Here is a 17,735-nt window from a genome sequence, read left to right as displayed (position 1 = left end):
TCGATTTCGCCTGTTTCTGCGCCGAAGTCGTGATCATGCCCGCGACACCTGTCTCCGGGGTCGCGGGACGTCCAGGGACGGTCTCTGTGGATCATGGTGCTGAGAAGCGATCCGCGGCGTGCCGGCCGGCGCGCGGCTCACCAACGGAAGAAGGACCGTGTCCGCAACCCTTTCCGATTCGACATCGGCGGAGCTGGTCTCTCGTGCCCGGGACGCCGCGCAGGTGCTCGCCGAGCACGCCGAGGAGACCGAACAGCTGGGTCGGCCGGCTCCGGCGAGCATGACCGCCCTGCAGGAAGCGGGGCTGCTGGCCACGGGCGTGCCGCGCGAGTTCGGCGGAGGGCAGGCAGGGCTCGCGGACCAGGTGCGCGTCGCCATCGAGCTCGGCCGTGGCTGTACCTCCACGGCCTGGGTGGCGTCGTTGTCGGTGGCTGTGAAGTCCCAGGTCGGGAACGTCCTGAGCGCCGAGGCACGCAGCGCGTTGTTCGCCCGCCCCGACGCTGTGCTCTGCGCCAGTGGGGTCGGCGGCGGCCTGGCCGTCCGCGAGCCGGGCGGCGTCCGGGTACGGGGCCGGTTCGCCATGGCGTCCGGTTGCGAGGTCGCCGACTGGGCCGCCCTGGTCGTCCGGGTCGTCGAGGGCGACGAACCGGTCGCCGGTGGTGTGGTGGTCGTCCCAATTTCACAGCTGCGCATCGAACGGACGTGGCGTGCGGCCGGGCTGCAGGGCACGGGGAGTCACACGCTCGTCGCGGACGATGTCGTCGTCCCCGAGGCGTTCACGCTGCTCAGCCCGGTCCCCGCCGTACCGTCCCCGCCTCCGGCCGCGCTGTCGCTGGCCGGCGTCCTGAGCCACCTCGCACCCCTGCTCGGGACGGCTGACGCGGCCGTGACGGAACTGCGGAGCGTGTTCGCCGGCGATCGGAAACCCTCCCGGACGACCTATGCGCGACTCATCGACTCACCGCTCGCCCGTCAACGCTTCGCCCGGGCGGAACGCCGGGTCCGGACGGCACTGCGCGACTCCTTGCGCGTCGCCGACACGCTGGACGAGGCGGGGCCGGGCTTCGCGCCGGACGCAGCGGTACGGACCGAGCTGCGTCTGGACCTCGCCGAGGCCGCGAGCGCATGCCGCGCGGCGCTCGACGACCTGCTCGACCTTCGCGGCGCCGGCGCCTTCCTGCTCGACCAGCGTGTGCAGCGTCAGTGGCGGGACATCGCTGTCGGCACCCGCTATGCGGGGTTCAACCCCTATGTCGCCGACGAGGACCACTCCAACGCCACGCTCGGCGTGGGCAGCGCGATCTCCCTGCTGTGACCGGCTCCCGGCGCCATTTGCATAGACAGTGAATATAAGTCTGTTATGTTTTCGGGCATGAGTCGTCGTGGCGCGTCCGCCGCCATCGGGGCAGCCCTCTACGGCCTGGCCACCAGGGCTGCGAGACGCCTGCCCCGGGACATGAGCCTGACGTCCGCCGCCACCCTGGCCACGCTGGCCCGGACGGGCCCGCGGCGGATCACCGATCTGGCCGCGGCCGAGGGTGTCACCCAGCCTGCGATGACCGCCCTGGTCCGGGTGCTGGAGGAGTCCGGCCTGGTCGAGCGCCGGGGCGACGCGTCCGACAAGCGGGTCACGCGGGTGTGCCTGACCGAGGCCGGCGCCTCCTACGTCCGGATGCGGCGCCAGGCGGGCGTCGACGCGTTCGAGCGGTTGATCGGTGGACTCACCCACGACGAGGTCGATGCGCTGGTGGCGGCCCTCCCGGCGCTGAAGCACCTGGAAGAGCTCGAGACCCGGGACCGCGACGGGTCGAAGCGGTGACGGGGGAGTCGGTCGGCGGGGCAGGGGAGAATGCTGTCTCGGGGACGGGTTCCGAGGCGCGGCTGCTGGTCCCCGCCCTGGTGTTCATCGCGCTGGTCGTGGCGGCGGTCGGCAGTCTCGGGGCGCCGCTCATCACCAGCGTGGCGACCTCGTTCGACGTCTCGCTCGACAGCGCGCAGTGGACGCTGACCGTCACCCTGCTCAGCGGCGCCGTCGCCACGCCGGTCCTGGGCCGGCTCGGAGCCGGACCGCACCGGCGGGCCACGATCCTCGTCACGCTGGCGGTCGTCGTCACCGGGAGTGCGCTCACCGTGCTGCCGCTGCCGTTCGCGTGGCTGCTGGCCGGCAGGGCGGCCCAGGGCGTCGGGCTCGGGCTGACGGCGCTGATGATGGGCGTCGCCCGCGACCACCTCCCCGCGGAGCGCAGCGGGGGTGTGATCGCCCTGATCTCGGTGGTCTCGATCATCGGGGTCGGTGTCGGCTACCCGCTGGCCGCACTGCTCACCGAGCTCGGCGGGGTACGGGCCGCCTATGGCCTCGGCCTGGTCGTCACCGCCGCCGCCCTCCTGACCGCGTGGCGCTCCGTGCCCCACGCCCCCGAAGGCCGCTCCGCCCACGTGGACGTGCCGGGCGCGGTCGTGCTGGCCGCGGCGCTGCTCCTCGTGCTGTTCCTCGCCGGCGAACGGGATCTGTGGAGCCGGCACCTCGCCGTGGCGGCGGGCCTCGCCGTCGTGGCGATGGTGCTGCTCTGCGTCTGGGTCGTCGTCGAGCTGCGCAGCACGACGCCCCTGGTCGATGTGCGGGCGGTGCGGCACCCGGCGGTCGCCGGGGCGAACGTCGCCACGTTCGTCGGCGGGATCGGCATGTACCTCCTGCTCACGCTCGTCACCCGGTACGCGCAGACACCGCACGACGCCGGCTACGGCTTCGGGCTGACGACCTTCGTCGCCGGGCTGGTCCTCATCCCGTTCTCGGTGCTGGGGTTCGTCGCCGGCAAGCTCACGCCGCGGCTCCGGACGCGGATCGCCGACCCCGTGCTCCTGGCCGGCAGCGCCGTCGTCGTCGGCGGTGGGTTCGCCCTGTTCGCGGCGGCCCGGTCTAATCTGGCCGAACTGTTCGTGGCGATGGGCGTGCTCGGCTTCGGCGTCGGCGGCTTCTCGGCCGCGATGCCCGGTGTCATCCTGGCCGTCACCCCCAAGAGCGAGACGTCGAGCGCCATGAGCGTCAACTACGTCGTCCGCAGCGTCGGGTACTCCCTGGGCAGTGCCATCGGCGGGCTGATCCTCGCCGCGGGCACCGGCCCCGGCCGCCTCTTCCCCGACGACAGCGCCTACACCACCGCGGCGCTGATCGGCATCGGCGCCATGGCGATCACGACGCTGACGAGCCTCGCCCTCGCCAGCCGACGGTCGTCCGAGACCCCATAGCCTCCTCGCCGGGTACGGCGCACCCGCCGGAAGCTCCCGGTCGGGTTCCGCGGAACGCACCGCCCCGGGCGCTGTCGGTCTTCGACCTGCTGGGCGCCCTCACTGGACACCCGAAGGCCACGGAGCTGCTCGACCAGCTCGGCCCGGCCGGACTGGTCTACACGGCGCTGCCGGTCTGGCGTCAGCACCGGCTCGCCCGGGCGCGATCGTGCTCGGTGCGATCTCGACGAACCACGGGTAGGAGCTCCGGTCAGGACGAGGCGCCCTCGCCCGCGCCGTCGATGATCTGCTCGAGCCGAGTGGGCGAGTTGTCGTCGAGCGTGTCGAGCACGAGGGCCAGGCGTTGGCTGTAGCCGCTCACCACGCCGTCGAGGACGATCCGGGCCCGCATGGCCGCCTGGAGGATCGGGTCGTCCGCTGTCTCCAGGGTGAAGCCGTCGAGCTCCTGCAGACCGTCGAACGCCGTCTCCAGGCTGATCAGCGGCGTGAAGTTCCCGCTCTGGCACAGCAGGAGCTTGAGCGCGTTCAGGGTGCGGGTGAGACCGGCGGCGTGCACCGCGCCGGATCCCCGTTCCATCTCGACCAGCCGGACGAGTCCTGTGCGGAGGTGCTCGTCGGCCTTCTCGTACCTCCGGTTCTCGAGCAGGCACAGCACGGTGCCGAGCGCGAACCGGACTTCCTGTGCCGCCAAGCGGGCCTCGACGGCCTGAGGTGGGATGAACGGTTCCAGGTCGACGGCAGACCCGCCGAGCACGACTGCGATCAGCCGTGGGGCCTCGTCGAGGCGGCCCAGCAGCGAGACCAGATCTGCGGCCGCGATGAGGACCTCGGCAGGGAACCTCAGGTACGGCCACGTGAGGTCGGAGATCATCTGCAGTCTCCGGGAATCGGCCGCGTCCGCGAACGGCTTCAACTGCTTTCCGAACTGGTTGAACGTCCCGAACGTCTCCAGCAGCATCTCGTGCGCGGGAAACATGGTCGTGGCCCCGGACGCGTTGTGGAAGATGGCGAGTTGTGTTGCTCGGGCCTTGAACTGCAGGGCGAGTTCCGTCTGGCCGTCGTCGAACGCCGCCAGCCCGGCCGACCAGAGCGCGTGGGTCGCCCCCGGGGTCGTCGAGGTGTGCCGCTCGACGCATTGGACCGCGGCCGGCGCGAGCTGCTGACGGGCCAGCTCGAGAGCGGTCTCCCGCGACCCGGTGCGGAGATGGTGGGCCACCTGCTCCGCGATCCGGTCGAGCGCGGCGAGATCGCCCTCGTCGCTCTGACGGCGTGCGCGGCCCCAACCGAACTTCATGCCGGAATCCCCCCGAATCGGGCACGAGAAATAATTCTGTACGGTCAGCGTGACACCGTCGCTGAGCCATGGCAATGGATGGTTCCGGATCCGCGCGGAAGTCATCCGGGCAATCGGCGCGCGGTCACTCCGCTGGCGTGTCGAGCAAGTCGAGCAGTGCGGTGGCGAGTTCGAACTGATCGACGAGCACGCCGGCACCACGGCTTTCGAGTTCGATCCGTGGATCGCCGATCTGTGAGACGTTGAGCCGGAACCTCGTCGCCGGCGACGCCAGCTACCACATCGTGCCGTGGCCGGGGGAGCCGTGCGAGGCCGCCGTGGTCAATCGCTACCCCGGGGAGTTCCCGAGCGGCTGAGGTGCCCGGCTTATCGGGAGATCGCCAGGCTCGCTGTGCGGAGGGCGACCCTGGCCGGTACGCGGGATCGGCCGTCGTCCGGTGCGAGCAACGACAGCGCACCCAACGATCCGCCGTCGCGGTCCAGGATGGGGGCAGCGACCGTCGTCATCCTGGCGGGCTCCGCGTACCCCGCCCGGGAGGCGAGCACGTGGAGGGGAAGGGCCTCGTCGAAGTCGGAGAAGGCCCCAGGATCCGGAATGCGCGCTGCAGGAGCGGCTCGCCGCGCGCCGGTCGCCCCGGACGACCGCTCGCGGGCGCCGTTCCACTCATCGGGATCGCCGCCGCGGTCCGGTCCTCACGCCGGAGAGCCTAGCGGGGTGATCGACAGCGACTACCCCGCAACCGCGACGGCCCGACCTACCCGCGGGCCGAAGATGAGCACCGACCCGGCCGAGCGCGACGTGTTCGTCCCGCACACCTTCGCAACGACCTGGTCCGCTTCCTCTCCCTGGTGGTGCGCCGGCCGGTCGTCGTGGCGGGGAACTCCTCCGGTGGGGTTCTGGCGGCCTGGCTGTCCGCCGACGCGATGCCCGGGCAGATCCGGGGTGCCTTGTGCGAGGATCCCCCGCTGTTCGCCTCCGAACTCGTTCCCGAGTGCGGCCCGTCGATCCGTCAGGCGGTCGGGCCCCTCTTCGCGCTCCTCCGTGACCACCTGGGCGACCAGTGGAGCGTCGGCGACTGGGCGGGTTTCAGGAAGGCGGTCGCCGCGGCCCCACCCGGTGTGGCGTTCCCCACCGACGACGAGGCCCCGCAGAACCTGAAGGAGTACGACCCCGAGTGGGCACGAGCCTTCGTCGAGGGCTCCGTCGCTGCGAACTGCCCACACGGTCGCCTGCTGCGGCAGGTCAAGACGCCGGTGTTGCTCACCCACCACGTCCGGCGCGTCGATCCGGAGACGGGCACGCTGATCGGCGCCCTCTCCGACCAGCAGGCCGCCCGGGCGAGGCAGCTGATGGAGGAGGCCGGTGTGCGGGTCGACTACGAGTCGCTACCCGACGCGGCGCACATCATGCACCAGGCCGACCCGAGCACGTACACGAAGATCCTCAAGCGGTGGGCTTCGTCCCTCCCGGGTTGATCATCCCCATCGGGACGGAACACCGGAATGCCGTCCGCCGGGGCCGGTGTGACCGGCCGCAACGGACGAGCGCCGCGCGCGGCACCGCCACGACGAGGACGAGCAACCCGACGACGGCCACGGTCCGGGTGCGCAGCTGCCCGACGGGCCGGCCCGCGACGACGGCGGCGGCGCGCACCCGGTAGCCGATCAGGACGACCGTGCCCGTGGCGATGATCGCGGTGACGTTCGTGGCGAACAGCAGCAGCGCACCCGCGCCTGGCCGGCGCCCCCGACTCCAGGGTAAGCCCGACCACCGCCAGCGGCGGGACCAGCGAGATCGCGATCGCCACAGCGACCCGCACACGCGGTGGATGTCGTCGCTGGTGACCTCGGAGGCACCCGATACCGACCCGCCGCCGGTGCCGCCGCCCCGCCGTGGCTCCGACGATAAGCCCGTCGAGGGCAGCCGATCCGCCGGGTGAGGCGTGCGCGCTCGGCTGCGGAGCTCAGGAGGTGGAGGGGTTCCACACCGCCAGCGCCCAGATGACCGCCACGCACAGCGCGATCATCAGCACCGACCAGATCGGGTAGTACGGGACGAACATGAAGTTCGCGACCATGCTCAGCGCCGCGACGAGTACGCCGACGGCCCGGGCCCACGCCTGGCCGGTCACGACGCCGACGCCGACGACGGCGATGACCGCGCCGAGCACCAGGTGGATCCAACCCCAGCTGGTGATGTCGAGCGTGTAGGTGTAGTCGGGCGTGGTGACGTAGAGCTGGTCGCCGATGATCGCGGCGATCCCACCGAGCGCGTGGTAGATCCCCACCACGATCATCAGGATCCCGGCGAACAGGGCGAGCCCGGTCACCCAAGGACCGGACGCCGCTACCGTGGTGCGGTCGGCGGGTTGGGGGTGGATCGTGCTCATGGCGTCCTCTCCACTCGGGTCAGGGCGTGACGCTGTCGGAACCTGTCGAGGAGGCCGAAGCGGGTGCGTCGGGCGGCCGAGGCTAGGGAGCCGCGACCCGTGCTGCCTCGCCCGCGACGAGTGAATCGCGTGCACCAGCGCGGCCCGTCCTCCACGCGCTCGCACACCACCTCCCGCGTTCACACACCGACTGCAACCGGTGTGCGAACACCACGACCGATGTGCCGGCGCGCGCTCCGCCGGCAGGCCACCGATCAGGAACCCCTCGCCACGTCGTCGGTCCTGGTGATGCACCCACCGGTGGAAGGATCGACGACCATGACGGACGCCAGGCCGCTGCGCGACGACGGAGCCGCGTTCATCGCGGCCGTCCGCTCGGACGACGCGGCGCGGTTCGCGCACCTGACCGAGCGCTACCGGCGTGAGCTGCAGGTGCACTGCTACCGGATGCTCGCGAACTACGAGGACGCGCAGGATCTGACGCAGGAGACGTTCCTGCGGGCGTGGAACAAGCGGGAGTCGTTCAAGGGCCACGCCGCGCTGCGGACCTGGCTGTACCGGATCGCGACGAACGCGTGCCTCGACTTCCTGGAGAAGCGCAACGACCGCACTCCCGTGCCGTCCGGGCTGCCGGACCGCGGCTCCGAACTGCTGTACCTGCAGCCGTACCCCGATCGGATGCTGCCCGAGGACCCGCAGGAGTCGGTGGTGGCGCGGGAGACGATCGAGCTGGCGTTCGTCGTGGCCGTCCAGCATCTGCCGCCGCGGCAGCGGGCGGTGTTCATCCTGCGCGACGTCCTCGGCTGGCCGGCGTCGACGGTCTCCGACGCCCTCGAGCTGACCGTCGCGTCGGTCACCAGCGCGCTGCAGCGGGCGCGCGTGACGGTGCGCGAGCAGCTGCCCGACCGCCGCCTCGACTGGCGCAGCCCCGCCACCCGCGACCTGTCGGACGAGGAGCGCGGCGTCGTGAAGTCCTACATCGACGCCCACGAGCGCAACGACCTCGACGGGCTGACGTCCCTGCTGCGCGACGACCTGCGCTTCGCGATGCTGCCCGACGCGGGCACCTCGGTCGCGACGGCCAGGGACGCGGTGGACGGCTGGGTCGCCGGCGGGCTCTTCCAGCGCGGCCGCGACGACTGGCGCGGCATCGCCACCACGGTCAACCGCATGCCGGCCGCCGCGCTCTACCTCCGCACCCCTGACGCCCCGGAGCACCGGCTGTTCGCCGTCGCGGTGCTGCGCGTCGTGGACGGGAGGATCGCCGAGCTCACCGGGTTCGACGCCGGCGGCAAGCCATGGCTGGGCCTGCCGCCGACGCTGTGATCATCGCCTCGTCTCGTACCGGGTCATCACCACGCCGCCGGGGAACGTCCGCGTCTCCACCAGGTCGAGGTTCACCCAGCTGTCCAGCCCCGTGAAGAACGGCGTGCCGGCGCCCACCAGCACCGGGTGGGTGGCCAGCACGTACTCGTCGATCAGCCCGGCCCGCATGGCCGCCCCGGCGAGCGTTGCGCCACCGATGGTCATGGGGCCGCCGTCCTCGGCCTTGAGCCGGGTGATCTCGGCGACCGCGTCGCCGGTGACGAGGCGGGTGTTCCAGTCGACCTTCTCGATCGTCGAGGAGAACACCACCTTCGGCGTGTCCCGCCAGTTCCGCGCGAACTCGATCTCCGCCGGGGAGGCGCCCGGCTGCTGGTCGCCGGTCGGCCAGTAGGAGCTCATCGTCTCCCACAGCTTGCGCCCGTACAGCGTCAGCCCGCTCGCCCGTTCCTGGTCGAGCCACCACTGGAACAGCTCGTCGCTCGGCGGCCCACTCCAGCCGATGTCGTCGCCGGGCGCGGCGATGTAGCCGTCCACGGACACGTTCATACCGAAGATCAGTTTGCGCATCGTGCAGCCTCCCGCGGGTCGGTGTCGCACGTACAGACGAGCGTGTCGCGGAAACCTCATCGGTGTGGGCCGCTGGCGCGAGGCGTCCGTCTGGTGGCCCCCGCGGTCTCCAAAGCCGACGTGGCCGAGCACCTCGGTCAGACGTGTTCGATTCCCGTCCGCCTCCGCCACACGGCTCTGGCCCGGGCGGGGTTACCGCAGGTCGGCTGGGCCTCCGGGGGCGCCACGCATCGTGCGGGGCAGATCGCGGGGCAGGCGGGGCCTGGCCGGTGGGTGCGCGGCGCCCCCCGGAGGTCGGTCCGACTGGGATGATCACGGTTTGGGCGCGTTCCCGGGCGTTTTCAACCCGGGATTGCGCCGACTCCGTGATCATGGGCGGGGAGAGGCCCCAAATTGCCCTTCCGGGTCGTCGAGAGCGGTTTGGCCCTCTCGTCCCCGGGGTGACCGCCTGCTGAGCGTCTTGGTGGCGTGCCGTCGCGGCACGACGATGCGGCCTACTGGTGGCAGCTGCACCAACCGCGCGCGGGTTGACAGGTGGACGAGCATCGGATGGCGAGGAGGCGGGCATGTCCGGCATCCACATCGACCTGCTCCCCGAGCTGACCCAGCGGCGGGCGCTCGTGGGCTGGATGCTGATCTCGTACCTGGTCACCTTCCTCGCGACCAGGGCGATCACCCGGGCGATCAAGACGGGCCGCGGTCCCTTCCGGAACGCGAACCTCGGCGGCGTGCACGTCCACCACCAGGTGTACGGGATCTTCCTCATCCTCGGTGCGGGCACGGCCGAGTTCACCTACCGGCCCGCGTCGCCGTGGGCCGACGTGCTGGCCGTCCTGTTCGGGATGGGCGCCGCGCTGACCCTCGACGAGTTCGCGCTGTGGCTGCACCTGCAGGACGTCTACTGGGAGCGGGAGGGCCGCAGTTCGGTGGACGCCGTGCTGGTCGCGTTGATCGTCGGCGTGCTGCTGCTCCTGGGGGTCAACCCGTTCGGGGAGGACTCGGGCGGCAGCGCGGTGGTGACCGCGCTGGGCGTTGCGACGAACCTCGTGTTCGCGCTCGTCGCGATCCTCAAGGGCCGCCCGGTCCTGGGGGTGGTGGGCGTGTTCGTCCCGTTCCTGGCGTTGGCCGCGGCGCTGCGGTTGGCCCGCCCGAACTCCCCGTGGGCGCGTGCCCGCTACGACGAGCGCCGCATGGAGCGGGCGCGCCGCCGGTTCCCGCCGGGGCGCCGTTCGCGGTGGGACCGGCTCGTCGACCTGTTCGCCGGATCCCCCGCGCTCCCCGGCCGCCGCTGTAGCCGACACCCCTGTAGCCGACACCGCTGTCCCCCCGTCGGTGGACACCGGCTTCGACCTGCGCATGGCCTTCCCGGTGGACGGTGCGCGCGGCGCGCCGGCGGCACCGTTGAGGCATCGGGGAAACGCCCCGGGAACAGCCTCCAGGAGATCATCATGAACACCACCACCGTCACCCCCACCGACGTCCAGCAGTCCGCCCCGCAGCCCGAGCGCCGCGGTTCGGGTGCCCGCACCGTCGGCCTCGCGGTCGCCTGCGCCGTGGTCGGCGCGGCCGTCACCGCAGGCCTCGTGCTCGGCATCGGCCGGTCGTCCGCCGCCCCCGCGAGCGCCGCGGCCGCGGTCCCGAGCAGCGGTGCCTCCGCCTCCGCCTCCACTTCCGCCGCCTCCGTCGCCGGCGACGCGCACATCGGCGTCCGGGTGGCCCCGGACCGGGTCCCGGCGCACCGCGTGGCCCCGCCCGCCCCGCCGGCCCCGCCCGCCCCGCCGGCCCCACCCGCGCCGCCTGCTCCCTCCGCCGCGGTCTCGACGCTGCAGCGCGAGCTCGGCCAGCTCAACTACTACGAAGGCGCGGTCACCGGGATCATGAACGCCCAGACCACGCAGGCCATCACCTACCTGCAGCGCGACGCGGGCCTCCCGCAGACCGGCACGATGAACGCCGCGACGGAGCAGGCCCTGGTCCAGTTCCTCGCGCACGGCAACAACCAGATGGGTAACTGATCACCGACAACAGGCCCGCGCCGGGACGGCGCGGGCCGTCGGCCGTGCGCGCTACTCCAGCAGCCCGCGGCGCATCGCCTCGGCCACGGCGGCCGCCCGCTCGGAGACGCCGAGCTTCTCGTACAGGCGCTGGGTGTGGGTCTTGACGGTGCTCACCCCGATGAAGAGCTCCGCGGCGACCTCCGGCATCGACAGCCCCCGCGCGAACCCCTGCAGGACCTGCCGCTCCCGCTCGCTGAGCACCGGCCCCCGGGCCTCGGCGCGCACCCGGATCTCGGCCGCGAGACCCGCGGCCATGTCGGCGGGCACCACGGTGCGTCCCCGCGCGACGTCCAGCACGGCCTCGACGATCTCCGACCGGCGGGCGTCCTTCGAGACGTACCCGGCCGCGCCCTCCTGGATGGCGTCGAACACGATCGGGCCGTCCGTGTGCGCGGAGAGCAGCAGGACGCGCGTCGGCAGACCGTCGCGGACGGTCGCCCGGACCACGCCCAGCCCGTCGACGCCGGGCATCTGATAGTCGACGAGCGCCACGTCGGGCCGCTCGGTGCGGATCGCCTCCAGCGCCGCACGGCCGTCCTCGGCCTCGGCGACCACGCGCACCCGTCCGCTCATGGCGAGCCCGCGGCTGACCCCGTCGCGGAAGAACGGGTGGTCGTCGGCCACCACCACCCGCACGAGCGCGTCGCCCGAGCCCATCGCTGCAGGATAGGGACGCAGAGCAGGCTCCGGTGCCACCATTGGCAGGCCGTGCGCACCGCCGGAGGTCGCCGTGCCCGCACCGAACGCACCCGGTCTCGGCCCCGACGTGGCCGCCGTCGTCCTGGAGCACGCCCGCCGCGGGCTGATGCTGCAGTCGTGGCTGCGCCTCGTGCTGCTGGCGTTCGTGGTCCTGACCTTCCTCGCCGTTCCGCCCGAGCGGAACCTGCTCCCGTGCGCCCTCGTCGTCGCCGGGTACGCGGTGTGGGTGGGCGGGGCCACCGTCTGGGTCCGGGCCGGGACCCGTTCCGCGGTACGGACGGCCTGGCTGGCGCAGTTCGTCGACCTCGCGGTGCTGGCGGTCCTCACGTTGCTGACGGGGGTGGCGTCACCGCAGAGCTGGACCTCCGACGTGCTCGAGGTCGGGTTCCCGCTCGTCCCCGTGCTGGCCGCCACCCAGCTGCGGCCCCGGATCTGCGCCGCCGTGGTCGTCCCGACCGTGCTCGTGTACCTGGCGGCCGGGATCGCCACCCGGGTGGCCAACGAGGAACCGTGGGCGTCGCTGCTGCTGCGCACCCTGCTGCTGGCGGGCGTGGGTCTCGGTTGCGTCGGGCTGTCGCGGATCCAGCGGTCCCGGGTGCGCACGATCGGTGCACTCGTCCGCGACCGCACCGACCTGCTCGCCGAGCTGACCGACATCGAGGGCCGCGAGCGCCGGTCGCTCTCCGAGCACCTGCACGACGGTGCCCTGCAGTACGTGCTCGCCGCTCGCCAGGACCTCGACGACGCCCGGGAGACCGGCGACGAGGAGGCGTTCGCCCGCGTCGAGCGCGCGCTGGCCGAGTCGTCGCAGCTCCTGCGGTCCACGGTCGCCGAACTGCACCCCGCCGTACTCGACCGGGCCGGGCTGCCCGCCGCGCTGCGCGACCTCGCCCGCGCCGCCGGGGCCCGCGGTGGCTTCGCCGTCGATGTCGACGTCCGGAACTGGCCCGACGACGAGCGGAGCCCCGCCGACGCCCTGCTCTACCGCACGGCCCGGGAACTGCTCACCAACGTCGTGAAGCACGCCGGTGCCGGGTCGGTCACCGTCGAGCTCGCCCACGTCGGCGACCGCGCCCGGCTCACGGTGACCGACGACGGCGCGGGGATCCCGGACGGCGCGATCGAGCGCGGCCTGCGCGACGGCCACATCGGGCTCGCCTCGCACGCGCTGCGCGTCGAGGCCGCTGGCGGAACGCTCACCCTCCGGCCCGGCCGAACGGCCGGAACCGTCGCCGCGGTCGACGTGCCGTCGCCGCCTGGGTGACGTGGGGGGTTGCCGCGAGCAGCACTCCAACGTCGTCCACACGACGGCCAGGTGCTCCTGATCTTCGTTGATCATTCTGAGCCGTACGACACGGCTTCCAGAAGGCTGTGGTGTGCGGCTCGCCCGTTATGCGGTTGATGTGGCCGCTACCGTCCAGCCGTGGGGGATGCGCAGGAGCGCTTCGTGGCTTCCGGGCCGCTGCGGATCTGGACGGAACGGGTGGGTGGCCCCGGGCGTCCTGCCGTTCTGATGATCATGGGGGCGGCGGCGCAGGGGATCAGTTGCCCCGACGAGCTGGTCGGTCGCCTCGTCGAGCGCGGGGTCCAGGTGATCCGGTTCGATCACCGGGACACCGGGCGGTCCAGCGTCGTCGACTTCGACGCCCACCCGTACACGATCGGGGACATGGCCCGCGACTGCCTGGCCGTGCTGGACGGATACGGGCTGGCGTCGGCCCACGTGGCCGGGACGTCCCTCGGCGGCATGATCGCGCAGTGGCTGGCCGTGCACGCCCCGGACCGGGTCCGTTCCCTGACCGTGATGTCCAGCTCGCCGATGGGTCATGATCCGAGCGCCGCGTGGGCGCGGGCGCAGGCCGGGGAGCCGCCCGACCCGGACGACCTGCCGCCGCCCTCGCCGGCGTTCCTCGCCCACCAGGCCGCCGGGCTGCCGCCCGGTGTGGAGTCCGACGTGGCCCTGTTCCGGGTCTTCAACGGGCCGGTTCGGCCGTTCGACGAGCCGGCCGCCCGCTCGATGCTGGAGCTGGCCCTCGTACGGGCCACCGACCCGGCGGCCGCGGCCAACCACCATCGGGCCGTCTGGATGCACGACCCCGGCCTGCTCGCGCCGCTGTCGTCGATCGTGGTGCCGACCTCGATCGTGCACGGCGACCAGGACCCGATCCACCCGCTCGGTCACGGGGAGGCCCTGGCCGCCGCGATCCCGGGTGCGGTGCTGCACGTCGTGCCCGGGATGGGCCACGTCATGACCTCACCCGGCCTGCCGGAAGAGGTCGCCGGTCTGATCCGGCTCTGACCCGACGAGGACGGCTACGCGTCGTCTCCGCTGAGGACGCGGGCGTAGTCGTCGGCGGCCACCCAGGGGTTGATCGCGGCGTGGCGGGTGCCGACCGCGAGGTCGCGCCAGAACCGGCCCAGCGGGTTCCCGGGCGCGAAGGCGCTGGACCCGTGCAGGTCGAGGAGTTGCTCCACCGCGCGCCTGCACTCCTGCACCGCGGCCATCAGCTGCATCCGGGCGTGGGCGAACTCGACGGGCGGGACCGGACCACCGCGCTCCGCGGTGTCCAGCACGTCGGCGACGGCACGTGTGCGGTGCTCGGCGGTGCGGACGAGCTGGGCGGCGTCGGCGAAGGTCCGGCGTGCCGACGGCGAATCGGTGCGGCGCCGGTAGGGGGTGCCGAACACCGGGCGGTCGGCCCTCATCAGCGGCTCGACCACCTCGAGCGCCCCCTTCGCCGCGCCGAGCAGTGGCGAGACGGTGTGCAGCGCGACCTGCATCCGGCGCGCATCGGTGGGCGGGAGCGGGGTGCCGTCCGCGTCGCGGGGGAGCGTCATCAGGAACGCGTCCGGCACGAACACGTCGTCGGCCACGAGCGTGTGGCTGCCCGTGCCGCGCAGGCCGGTGGCGCCGTCCCAGGTGCGCTCGACCGTCAGCTGCCCCGTGGGCAGCAGCACCAGGTACGGCCGGTCGGCCGGCGCGTCGTCGATCACGGCTGCTCCCACCATCGCCCAGGGGGAGTCCAGGCAGCCCGAGGCGTAGGACCAGGACCCGGTGATCCGGGTTCCGCCGGCCACGGTCCGGGCGTGCCCGGCCGGCCGGGCGGTGCCGCAGATCGAGACGTGCGGATCGGCGTAGAAGGCGTCCTGAGCCTCGGCGGACATCCAGTCGGTGAACATCGACTTGGCGGTGGCCGACACGGCCGCGAGCCAGGACGTCGACGGGCACCCGGCGCCCAGCTCGACGAACAGATCCACCATCGTGCGGCTGTCGGCGTCGAGGCCGCCGTACCGGGCCGGGGTGGTCGCGGCGAACGCGCCCACCCCGCGCGCCGCGGCGAGGCTCTCGGTCGTCGGTCGTCCCCGCTCCTCGGTGGCCGCCGCGTGCGCTGCGAGCACCGCGCGAGCCTCCCGCACATCAGCCGTGTCCGTGGCCTCGGCGACGCGCAGGTCAGTATCGTGATCGATCACGACCTCGACCCAAGCAGCGATCGCAGGCACTCGACCATCCGTGAGCTGCACCGGTTCATACGAGGCCGTGCACCGGACAGTGCTGGAGGACTGGCGTCGTGGACCTGATGAGCGAGGTGATCCGCGCGGTCCGGGTCGGCAGCGCCTACGGCCGGCTGATCAGGCAGCCGGGCTCCCGGGGGCTGCGGCTTCCCGCCATCTCCGGAACCGGTGCGCACGTCATCGTGAGCGGCACCTGCTGGCTGATCAGGGAAGGCGAGGAGCCGGTTGCGCTGGCGCCGGGTGACGTCGTGCTCAGCTCGGCCGGTGGGGAGCACGGCCTCAGCCCCGTGCCCTGTGCGCTCGACGACCTGCCACCCGTGCTCGTGGCTGCGCCGACCGGGCAGGCCGTCGCGTTCGAGTTCCTGACCTGCTGCTACGTGCTCGAGCGGGGTCAGGCGCCGCAGTACCTGCGCGCGCTGCCCGATTTCATGGTGGTGTCGCTGGACTACGACCGCCATCCCGAGATGCGCACGCTGGTCGACCTGCTGCGCGCCGACGTGAGCGGCGCGGCGATGGGGCGCGGGGCGACGATGCCTGCGCTGCTGGACCTGATCCTGGTCCACGCGCTGCGCCAGTGGCACGAGAAGCACAGCGCGGCCGGGTGGCCGGCCACCGACGACGCGGTCGTCGCCGCTGCCCTGCACAAGATCCACGCAGACCCGCGCCGCGTGTGGAGCGTCGGTGAGCTGAGCGCGGCGGTGGGCATGAACCGGACGACGTTCACGAAGCGGTTCACCACTGCGGTCGGCCAACCGCCGACGAGCTACATGACGAGCGTCCGGCTGGGCCGAGGTGCTCGGCTGCTCCAGGCGAGCGAGGCGCCGCTGGCCACGATCGCGCGCGAGGTCGGGTACGCCACGGAGGCCGCCTTCTCGGATGCGTTCCGTCGCGAGTACGGGCTGCGGCCGGGTCGCTTCCGCCGCGACGCGGCCGCCCGCGGCTCGGCCTGATCCGGGTCAGCCGGACTCAGCCCTGGCTGGTCAGCGCCCGGCCGTAGCTCCCGACGTCGGATCGTCGGTGCGCCGCACATTTCTGCGTACTGTCGACAAAATACGTTTGTGATCGTAGGGTCGAGGGCGAGGACGACACCGTCCGAAATCTGACGAAGGGTGCGCATGACCGAGAACATCGTCCGCCGTCGGTGGCGCGACAACGAGCCCGCCTTCGGGGCCATGCTGGGCATCCCGGCGATCTCCACGGCGCACACCATGGCTGCCGCCGGGTTCGACTGGGTCGTCATCGAGCAGCAACACGCGTTCGTGACGGAGGACCGGATCCCGGCTCTGCTGCACGCGCTGGAACTCGGCGGCACCACGCCGCTGGTGCGCGTGGGGGAGAGCGACCCGATCGGTATCGAGCGGGCACTGGACCTGGGCGCCCGGGGGATCATCGCGCCGATGGTCAACACGCTCGAGCAGGCGCACATCGTGCGGGACCACACCCGGTTCCCGCCGCGGGGCACTCGCTCCTGGGGGGCGCCGCGGCTGCACCCGACACCCGCCGCGGCGGACGAGGACGTGCTCGCGCTGGTGATGATCGAGACGTCCACAGCGCTGGCGAACCTCGACGCGATCCTCGCCGTCGACGGCATCGACGGGGCGGTCATGGGGCCGTCGGACATGGCGCTCAGCCTGGGCGCCGACGTCGCGGCGGGGATCGACGACCCGCAGGTGTGGCACGCCTTCGAGGCCATCGGCGACAGCGCGAAGCGGCACGGCAAGCACTACGGCGCGTACGTCTTCACCGCCGATGTCGCGCAGCGGATGGTCGACCACGGCGCGGACTTCGTGCTGTTCAGCACCGACATCGGCTACGTGAGCGCGGGTGCCGCGGCCGACATCGAGGCCATCGACCGGATCCGCGGTCTGACCGCCGTCTGAGCGACGCCGTCGGGCGGGAGCAGGTGGCGAACGAGGGTCTGCTCCCGCTGCTCAGATCGGGGCGAGCACCTGCGGTGCCGCCATGCCGCGCAGGACGTGGTCCTCCCAGGCGCGGACGAGCTCGGTGACGTCGCCACCCTCGGCGGCCGCCTGCAGGAGGTCGAGGAGTCGCTGGTGGACTGCGGCCACCGAGGGAGTGCGGTGCCAGGTCTCGATCTCGTTGGCCCGCAGTACGAGCCGGATCTGGTCGATCAGCCGCTCGTAGCGCTCGGCCAGCCGGGGCAGGCCGGCCAGGCGGACGACCTCGAAGTGGAAGGCGGCGTCTGCGGCGAGCGCCTTCGTCGGATCGCTCCCGGCTGCCGTGATGGCCTCGATGGCGGCGGTCAGGCGGTCGAGCGGGATCCGCTTCGTGACGATCGTGCGGATCGCGAGGATCTCGTCGGCGGCCCGCAGGGCGGCCAGCTCGTGGACGTCCTCCGGTGCGAACGCCGGTATCCGGTAGGAGCGGTTGTTCGTCTTCTCGACGAGTCCTGCCTGCTCGAGGAGGCGCAGCGCCTCGCGGACCGGTGATCGGCTCACGCCCATCTCCTCGGCGAGCACCGAATCCCGGAGGCGCTCACCGGGTCGGAGCCGGCCGGTGAGGATGTGGTGCCGGATCTGCCGTCGCGCCTCGTCCACCAGCGAACCCACATGGATCTGCTCGAACTGGGTGGTGGGGTCCGGCGCGGTCATGGGGGCACTCTACCGGAAAAATATTCCGTCG

General features: G+C 72.5%; 17 protein-coding genes and 1 tRNA gene. 12 read left to right on the top strand and 6 right to left on the bottom strand.

From position 1 onward, the window contains the following. Positions 1-157: 157 nt before the first annotated feature. Genes ACFPL3_RS26520 through ACFPL3_RS26510 form a run of 3 tightly spaced genes read left to right on the top strand, consistent with a single transcriptional unit; the run spans position 158 to position 3,246 of the window. A complete protein-coding gene (locus ACFPL3_RS26520; protein ID WP_343938373.1) occupies positions 158-1,315 on the top strand; it encodes an acyl-CoA dehydrogenase family protein in 1,158 nt (385 codons plus the stop codon). A 57-nt stretch (positions 1,316-1,372) separates the two neighbouring features. Then, entirely contained in the window at positions 1,373-1,819 is a 447-nt protein-coding gene (locus tag ACFPL3_RS26515; RefSeq protein ID WP_343938371.1) for a MarR family winged helix-turn-helix transcriptional regulator, read from the top strand. After that, positions 1,816-3,246, top strand: a complete 1,431-nt coding sequence (locus tag ACFPL3_RS26510) for an MFS transporter (protein ID WP_343938369.1) — start codon at positions 1,816-1,818, stop codon at positions 3,244-3,246. Before ACFPL3_RS26515 ends, ACFPL3_RS26510 begins: the two co-directional genes overlap by 4 nt. 250 nt (positions 3,247-3,496) lie before the next feature. Here the strand turns inward: ACFPL3_RS26510 and ACFPL3_RS26505 are convergent, their stop codons facing one another. Beyond that, positions 3,497-4,540, bottom strand: a complete 1,044-nt coding sequence (locus tag ACFPL3_RS26505; RefSeq protein WP_343938367.1) for a hypothetical protein — start codon at positions 4,538-4,540, stop codon at positions 3,497-3,499. 49 nt (positions 4,541-4,589) lie between these two features. Here ACFPL3_RS26505 and ACFPL3_RS26500 point away from each other — a divergent pair, with 49 nt between their 5' ends. Both ACFPL3_RS26500 and ACFPL3_RS26495 read left to right on the top strand, forming a co-directional pair. Beyond that, entirely contained in the window at positions 4,590-4,778 is a 189-nt protein-coding gene (locus ACFPL3_RS26500; RefSeq protein WP_343938365.1) for a hypothetical protein, read from the top strand. A gap of 590 nt (positions 4,779-5,368) precedes the next feature. Further along, positions 5,369-6,016: an alpha/beta hydrolase gene (locus ACFPL3_RS26495; protein WP_343938375.1), complete on the top strand. Its 648-nt coding sequence runs from the start codon at positions 5,369-5,371 to the stop codon at positions 6,014-6,016. Between the two features lie 488 nt (positions 6,017-6,504). Here the strand turns inward: ACFPL3_RS26495 and ACFPL3_RS26490 are convergent, their stop codons facing one another. Continuing rightward, positions 6,505-6,930 (bottom strand): DUF7144 family membrane protein, encoded by a 426-nt coding sequence (locus tag ACFPL3_RS26490; RefSeq protein WP_343938363.1) that lies wholly within the window; start codon positions 6,928-6,930, stop codon positions 6,505-6,507. 318 nt (positions 6,931-7,248) lie between these two features. Between ACFPL3_RS26490 and ACFPL3_RS26485 the strand changes: the two genes are divergently transcribed. Continuing rightward, complete coding sequence (locus tag ACFPL3_RS26485; RefSeq protein ID WP_343938361.1) at positions 7,249-8,256, top strand: RNA polymerase subunit sigma-70; 1,008 nt, start codon at positions 7,249-7,251, stop codon at positions 8,254-8,256. Here ACFPL3_RS26485 and ACFPL3_RS26480 read toward each other — a convergent pair whose 3' ends face one another. Beyond that, entirely contained in the window at positions 8,257-8,823 is a 567-nt protein-coding gene (locus tag ACFPL3_RS26480; RefSeq protein WP_343938359.1) for a dihydrofolate reductase family protein, read from the bottom strand. Positions 8,824-8,901: 78 nt separating this feature from the next. Here ACFPL3_RS26480 and ACFPL3_RS26475 point away from each other — a divergent pair. After that, positions 8,902-8,993: transfer RNA gene (locus ACFPL3_RS26475), tRNA-OTHER, on the top strand. A gap of 396 nt (positions 8,994-9,389) precedes the next feature. Beyond that, positions 9,390-10,838, top strand: coding sequence for a peptidoglycan-binding domain-containing protein (locus ACFPL3_RS26470; RefSeq protein ID WP_379589694.1), 1,449 nt, complete (start codon positions 9,390-9,392; stop codon positions 10,836-10,838). 51 nt (positions 10,839-10,889) lie between these two features. On the opposite strand, the gene ACFPL3_RS26465 is transcribed toward ACFPL3_RS26470, so the two are convergent. After that, positions 10,890-11,537, bottom strand: coding sequence for a response regulator transcription factor (locus tag ACFPL3_RS26465; protein WP_343946292.1), 648 nt, complete (start codon positions 11,535-11,537; stop codon positions 10,890-10,892). A gap of 73 nt (positions 11,538-11,610) precedes the next feature. Between ACFPL3_RS26465 and ACFPL3_RS26460 the strand changes: the two genes are divergently transcribed. Beyond that, positions 11,611-12,843, top strand: a complete 1,233-nt coding sequence (locus ACFPL3_RS26460) for a sensor histidine kinase (RefSeq protein WP_343946291.1) — start codon at positions 11,611-11,613, stop codon at positions 12,841-12,843. Between the two features lie 159 nt (positions 12,844-13,002). After that, positions 13,003-13,878, top strand: coding sequence for an alpha/beta fold hydrolase (locus ACFPL3_RS26455; protein WP_343946290.1), 876 nt, complete (start codon positions 13,003-13,005; stop codon positions 13,876-13,878). Between the two features lie 14 nt (positions 13,879-13,892). Here the strand turns inward: ACFPL3_RS26455 and ACFPL3_RS26450 are convergent, their stop codons facing one another. Beyond that, positions 13,893-14,978, bottom strand: a complete 1,086-nt coding sequence (locus tag ACFPL3_RS26450; RefSeq protein ID WP_343946289.1) for an acyl-CoA dehydrogenase family protein — start codon at positions 14,976-14,978, stop codon at positions 13,893-13,895. A 179-nt stretch (positions 14,979-15,157) separates the two neighbouring features. Between ACFPL3_RS26450 and ACFPL3_RS26445 the strand changes: the two genes are divergently transcribed. Further along, positions 15,158-16,042 carry an AraC family transcriptional regulator gene (locus tag ACFPL3_RS26445; RefSeq protein ID WP_343946296.1) on the top strand — a complete coding sequence of 295 codons (885 nt, stop codon included), beginning with the start codon at positions 15,158-15,160 and terminating at the stop codon, positions 16,040-16,042. 165 nt (positions 16,043-16,207) lie between these two features. Further along, a complete protein-coding gene (locus ACFPL3_RS26440; RefSeq protein ID WP_343946288.1) occupies positions 16,208-16,972 on the top strand; it encodes an HpcH/HpaI aldolase family protein in 765 nt (254 codons plus the stop codon). Positions 16,973-17,023: 51 nt separating this feature from the next. Here ACFPL3_RS26440 and ACFPL3_RS26435 read toward each other — a convergent pair whose 3' ends face one another. Beyond that, positions 17,024-17,704, bottom strand: coding sequence for a GntR family transcriptional regulator (locus ACFPL3_RS26435; protein ID WP_343946287.1), 681 nt, complete (start codon positions 17,702-17,704; stop codon positions 17,024-17,026). Positions 17,705-17,735 lie beyond the last annotated feature (31 nt).

This window comes from Pseudonocardia zijingensis (genome assembly GCF_042657305.1).
In the GTDB taxonomy this organism is placed as follows: domain Bacteria; phylum Actinomycetota; class Actinomycetes; order Mycobacteriales; family Pseudonocardiaceae; genus Pseudonocardia; species Pseudonocardia zijingensis.
This window is presented reverse-complemented; position numbering and strand designations above follow the sequence as displayed.

Coding starts and splice junctions, on each gene's coding strand:
- ACFPL3_RS26515 (WP_343938371.1), top strand. CDS start 1,373: ATGAGTCGTCGTGGCGCGTCCGCCGCCATCGGGGCAGCCCTCTACGGC.
- ACFPL3_RS26505 (WP_343938367.1), bottom strand. CDS start 4,540: ATGAAGTTCGGTTGGGGCCGCGCACGCCGTCAGAGCGACGAGGGCGAT.
- ACFPL3_RS26490 (WP_343938363.1), bottom strand. CDS start 6,930: ATGAGCACGATCCACCCCCAACCCGCCGACCGCACCACGGTAGCGGCG.
- ACFPL3_RS26485 (WP_343938361.1), top strand. CDS start 7,249: ATGACGGACGCCAGGCCGCTGCGCGACGACGGAGCCGCGTTCATCGCG.
- ACFPL3_RS26480 (WP_343938359.1), bottom strand. CDS start 8,823: ATGCGCAAACTGATCTTCGGTATGAACGTGTCCGTGGACGGCTACATC.
- ACFPL3_RS26470 (WP_379589694.1), top strand. CDS start 9,390: ATGTCCGGCATCCACATCGACCTGCTCCCCGAGCTGACCCAGCGGCGG.
- ACFPL3_RS26465 (WP_343946292.1), bottom strand. CDS start 11,537: ATGGGCTCGGGCGACGCGCTCGTGCGGGTGGTGGTGGCCGACGACCAC.
- ACFPL3_RS26445 (WP_343946296.1), top strand. CDS start 15,158: ATGAGCGAGGTGATCCGCGCGGTCCGGGTCGGCAGCGCCTACGGCCGG.
- ACFPL3_RS26440 (WP_343946288.1), top strand. CDS start 16,208: ATGACCGAGAACATCGTCCGCCGTCGGTGGCGCGACAACGAGCCCGCC.
- ACFPL3_RS26435 (WP_343946287.1), bottom strand. CDS start 17,704: ATGACCGCGCCGGACCCCACCACCCAGTTCGAGCAGATCCATGTGGGT.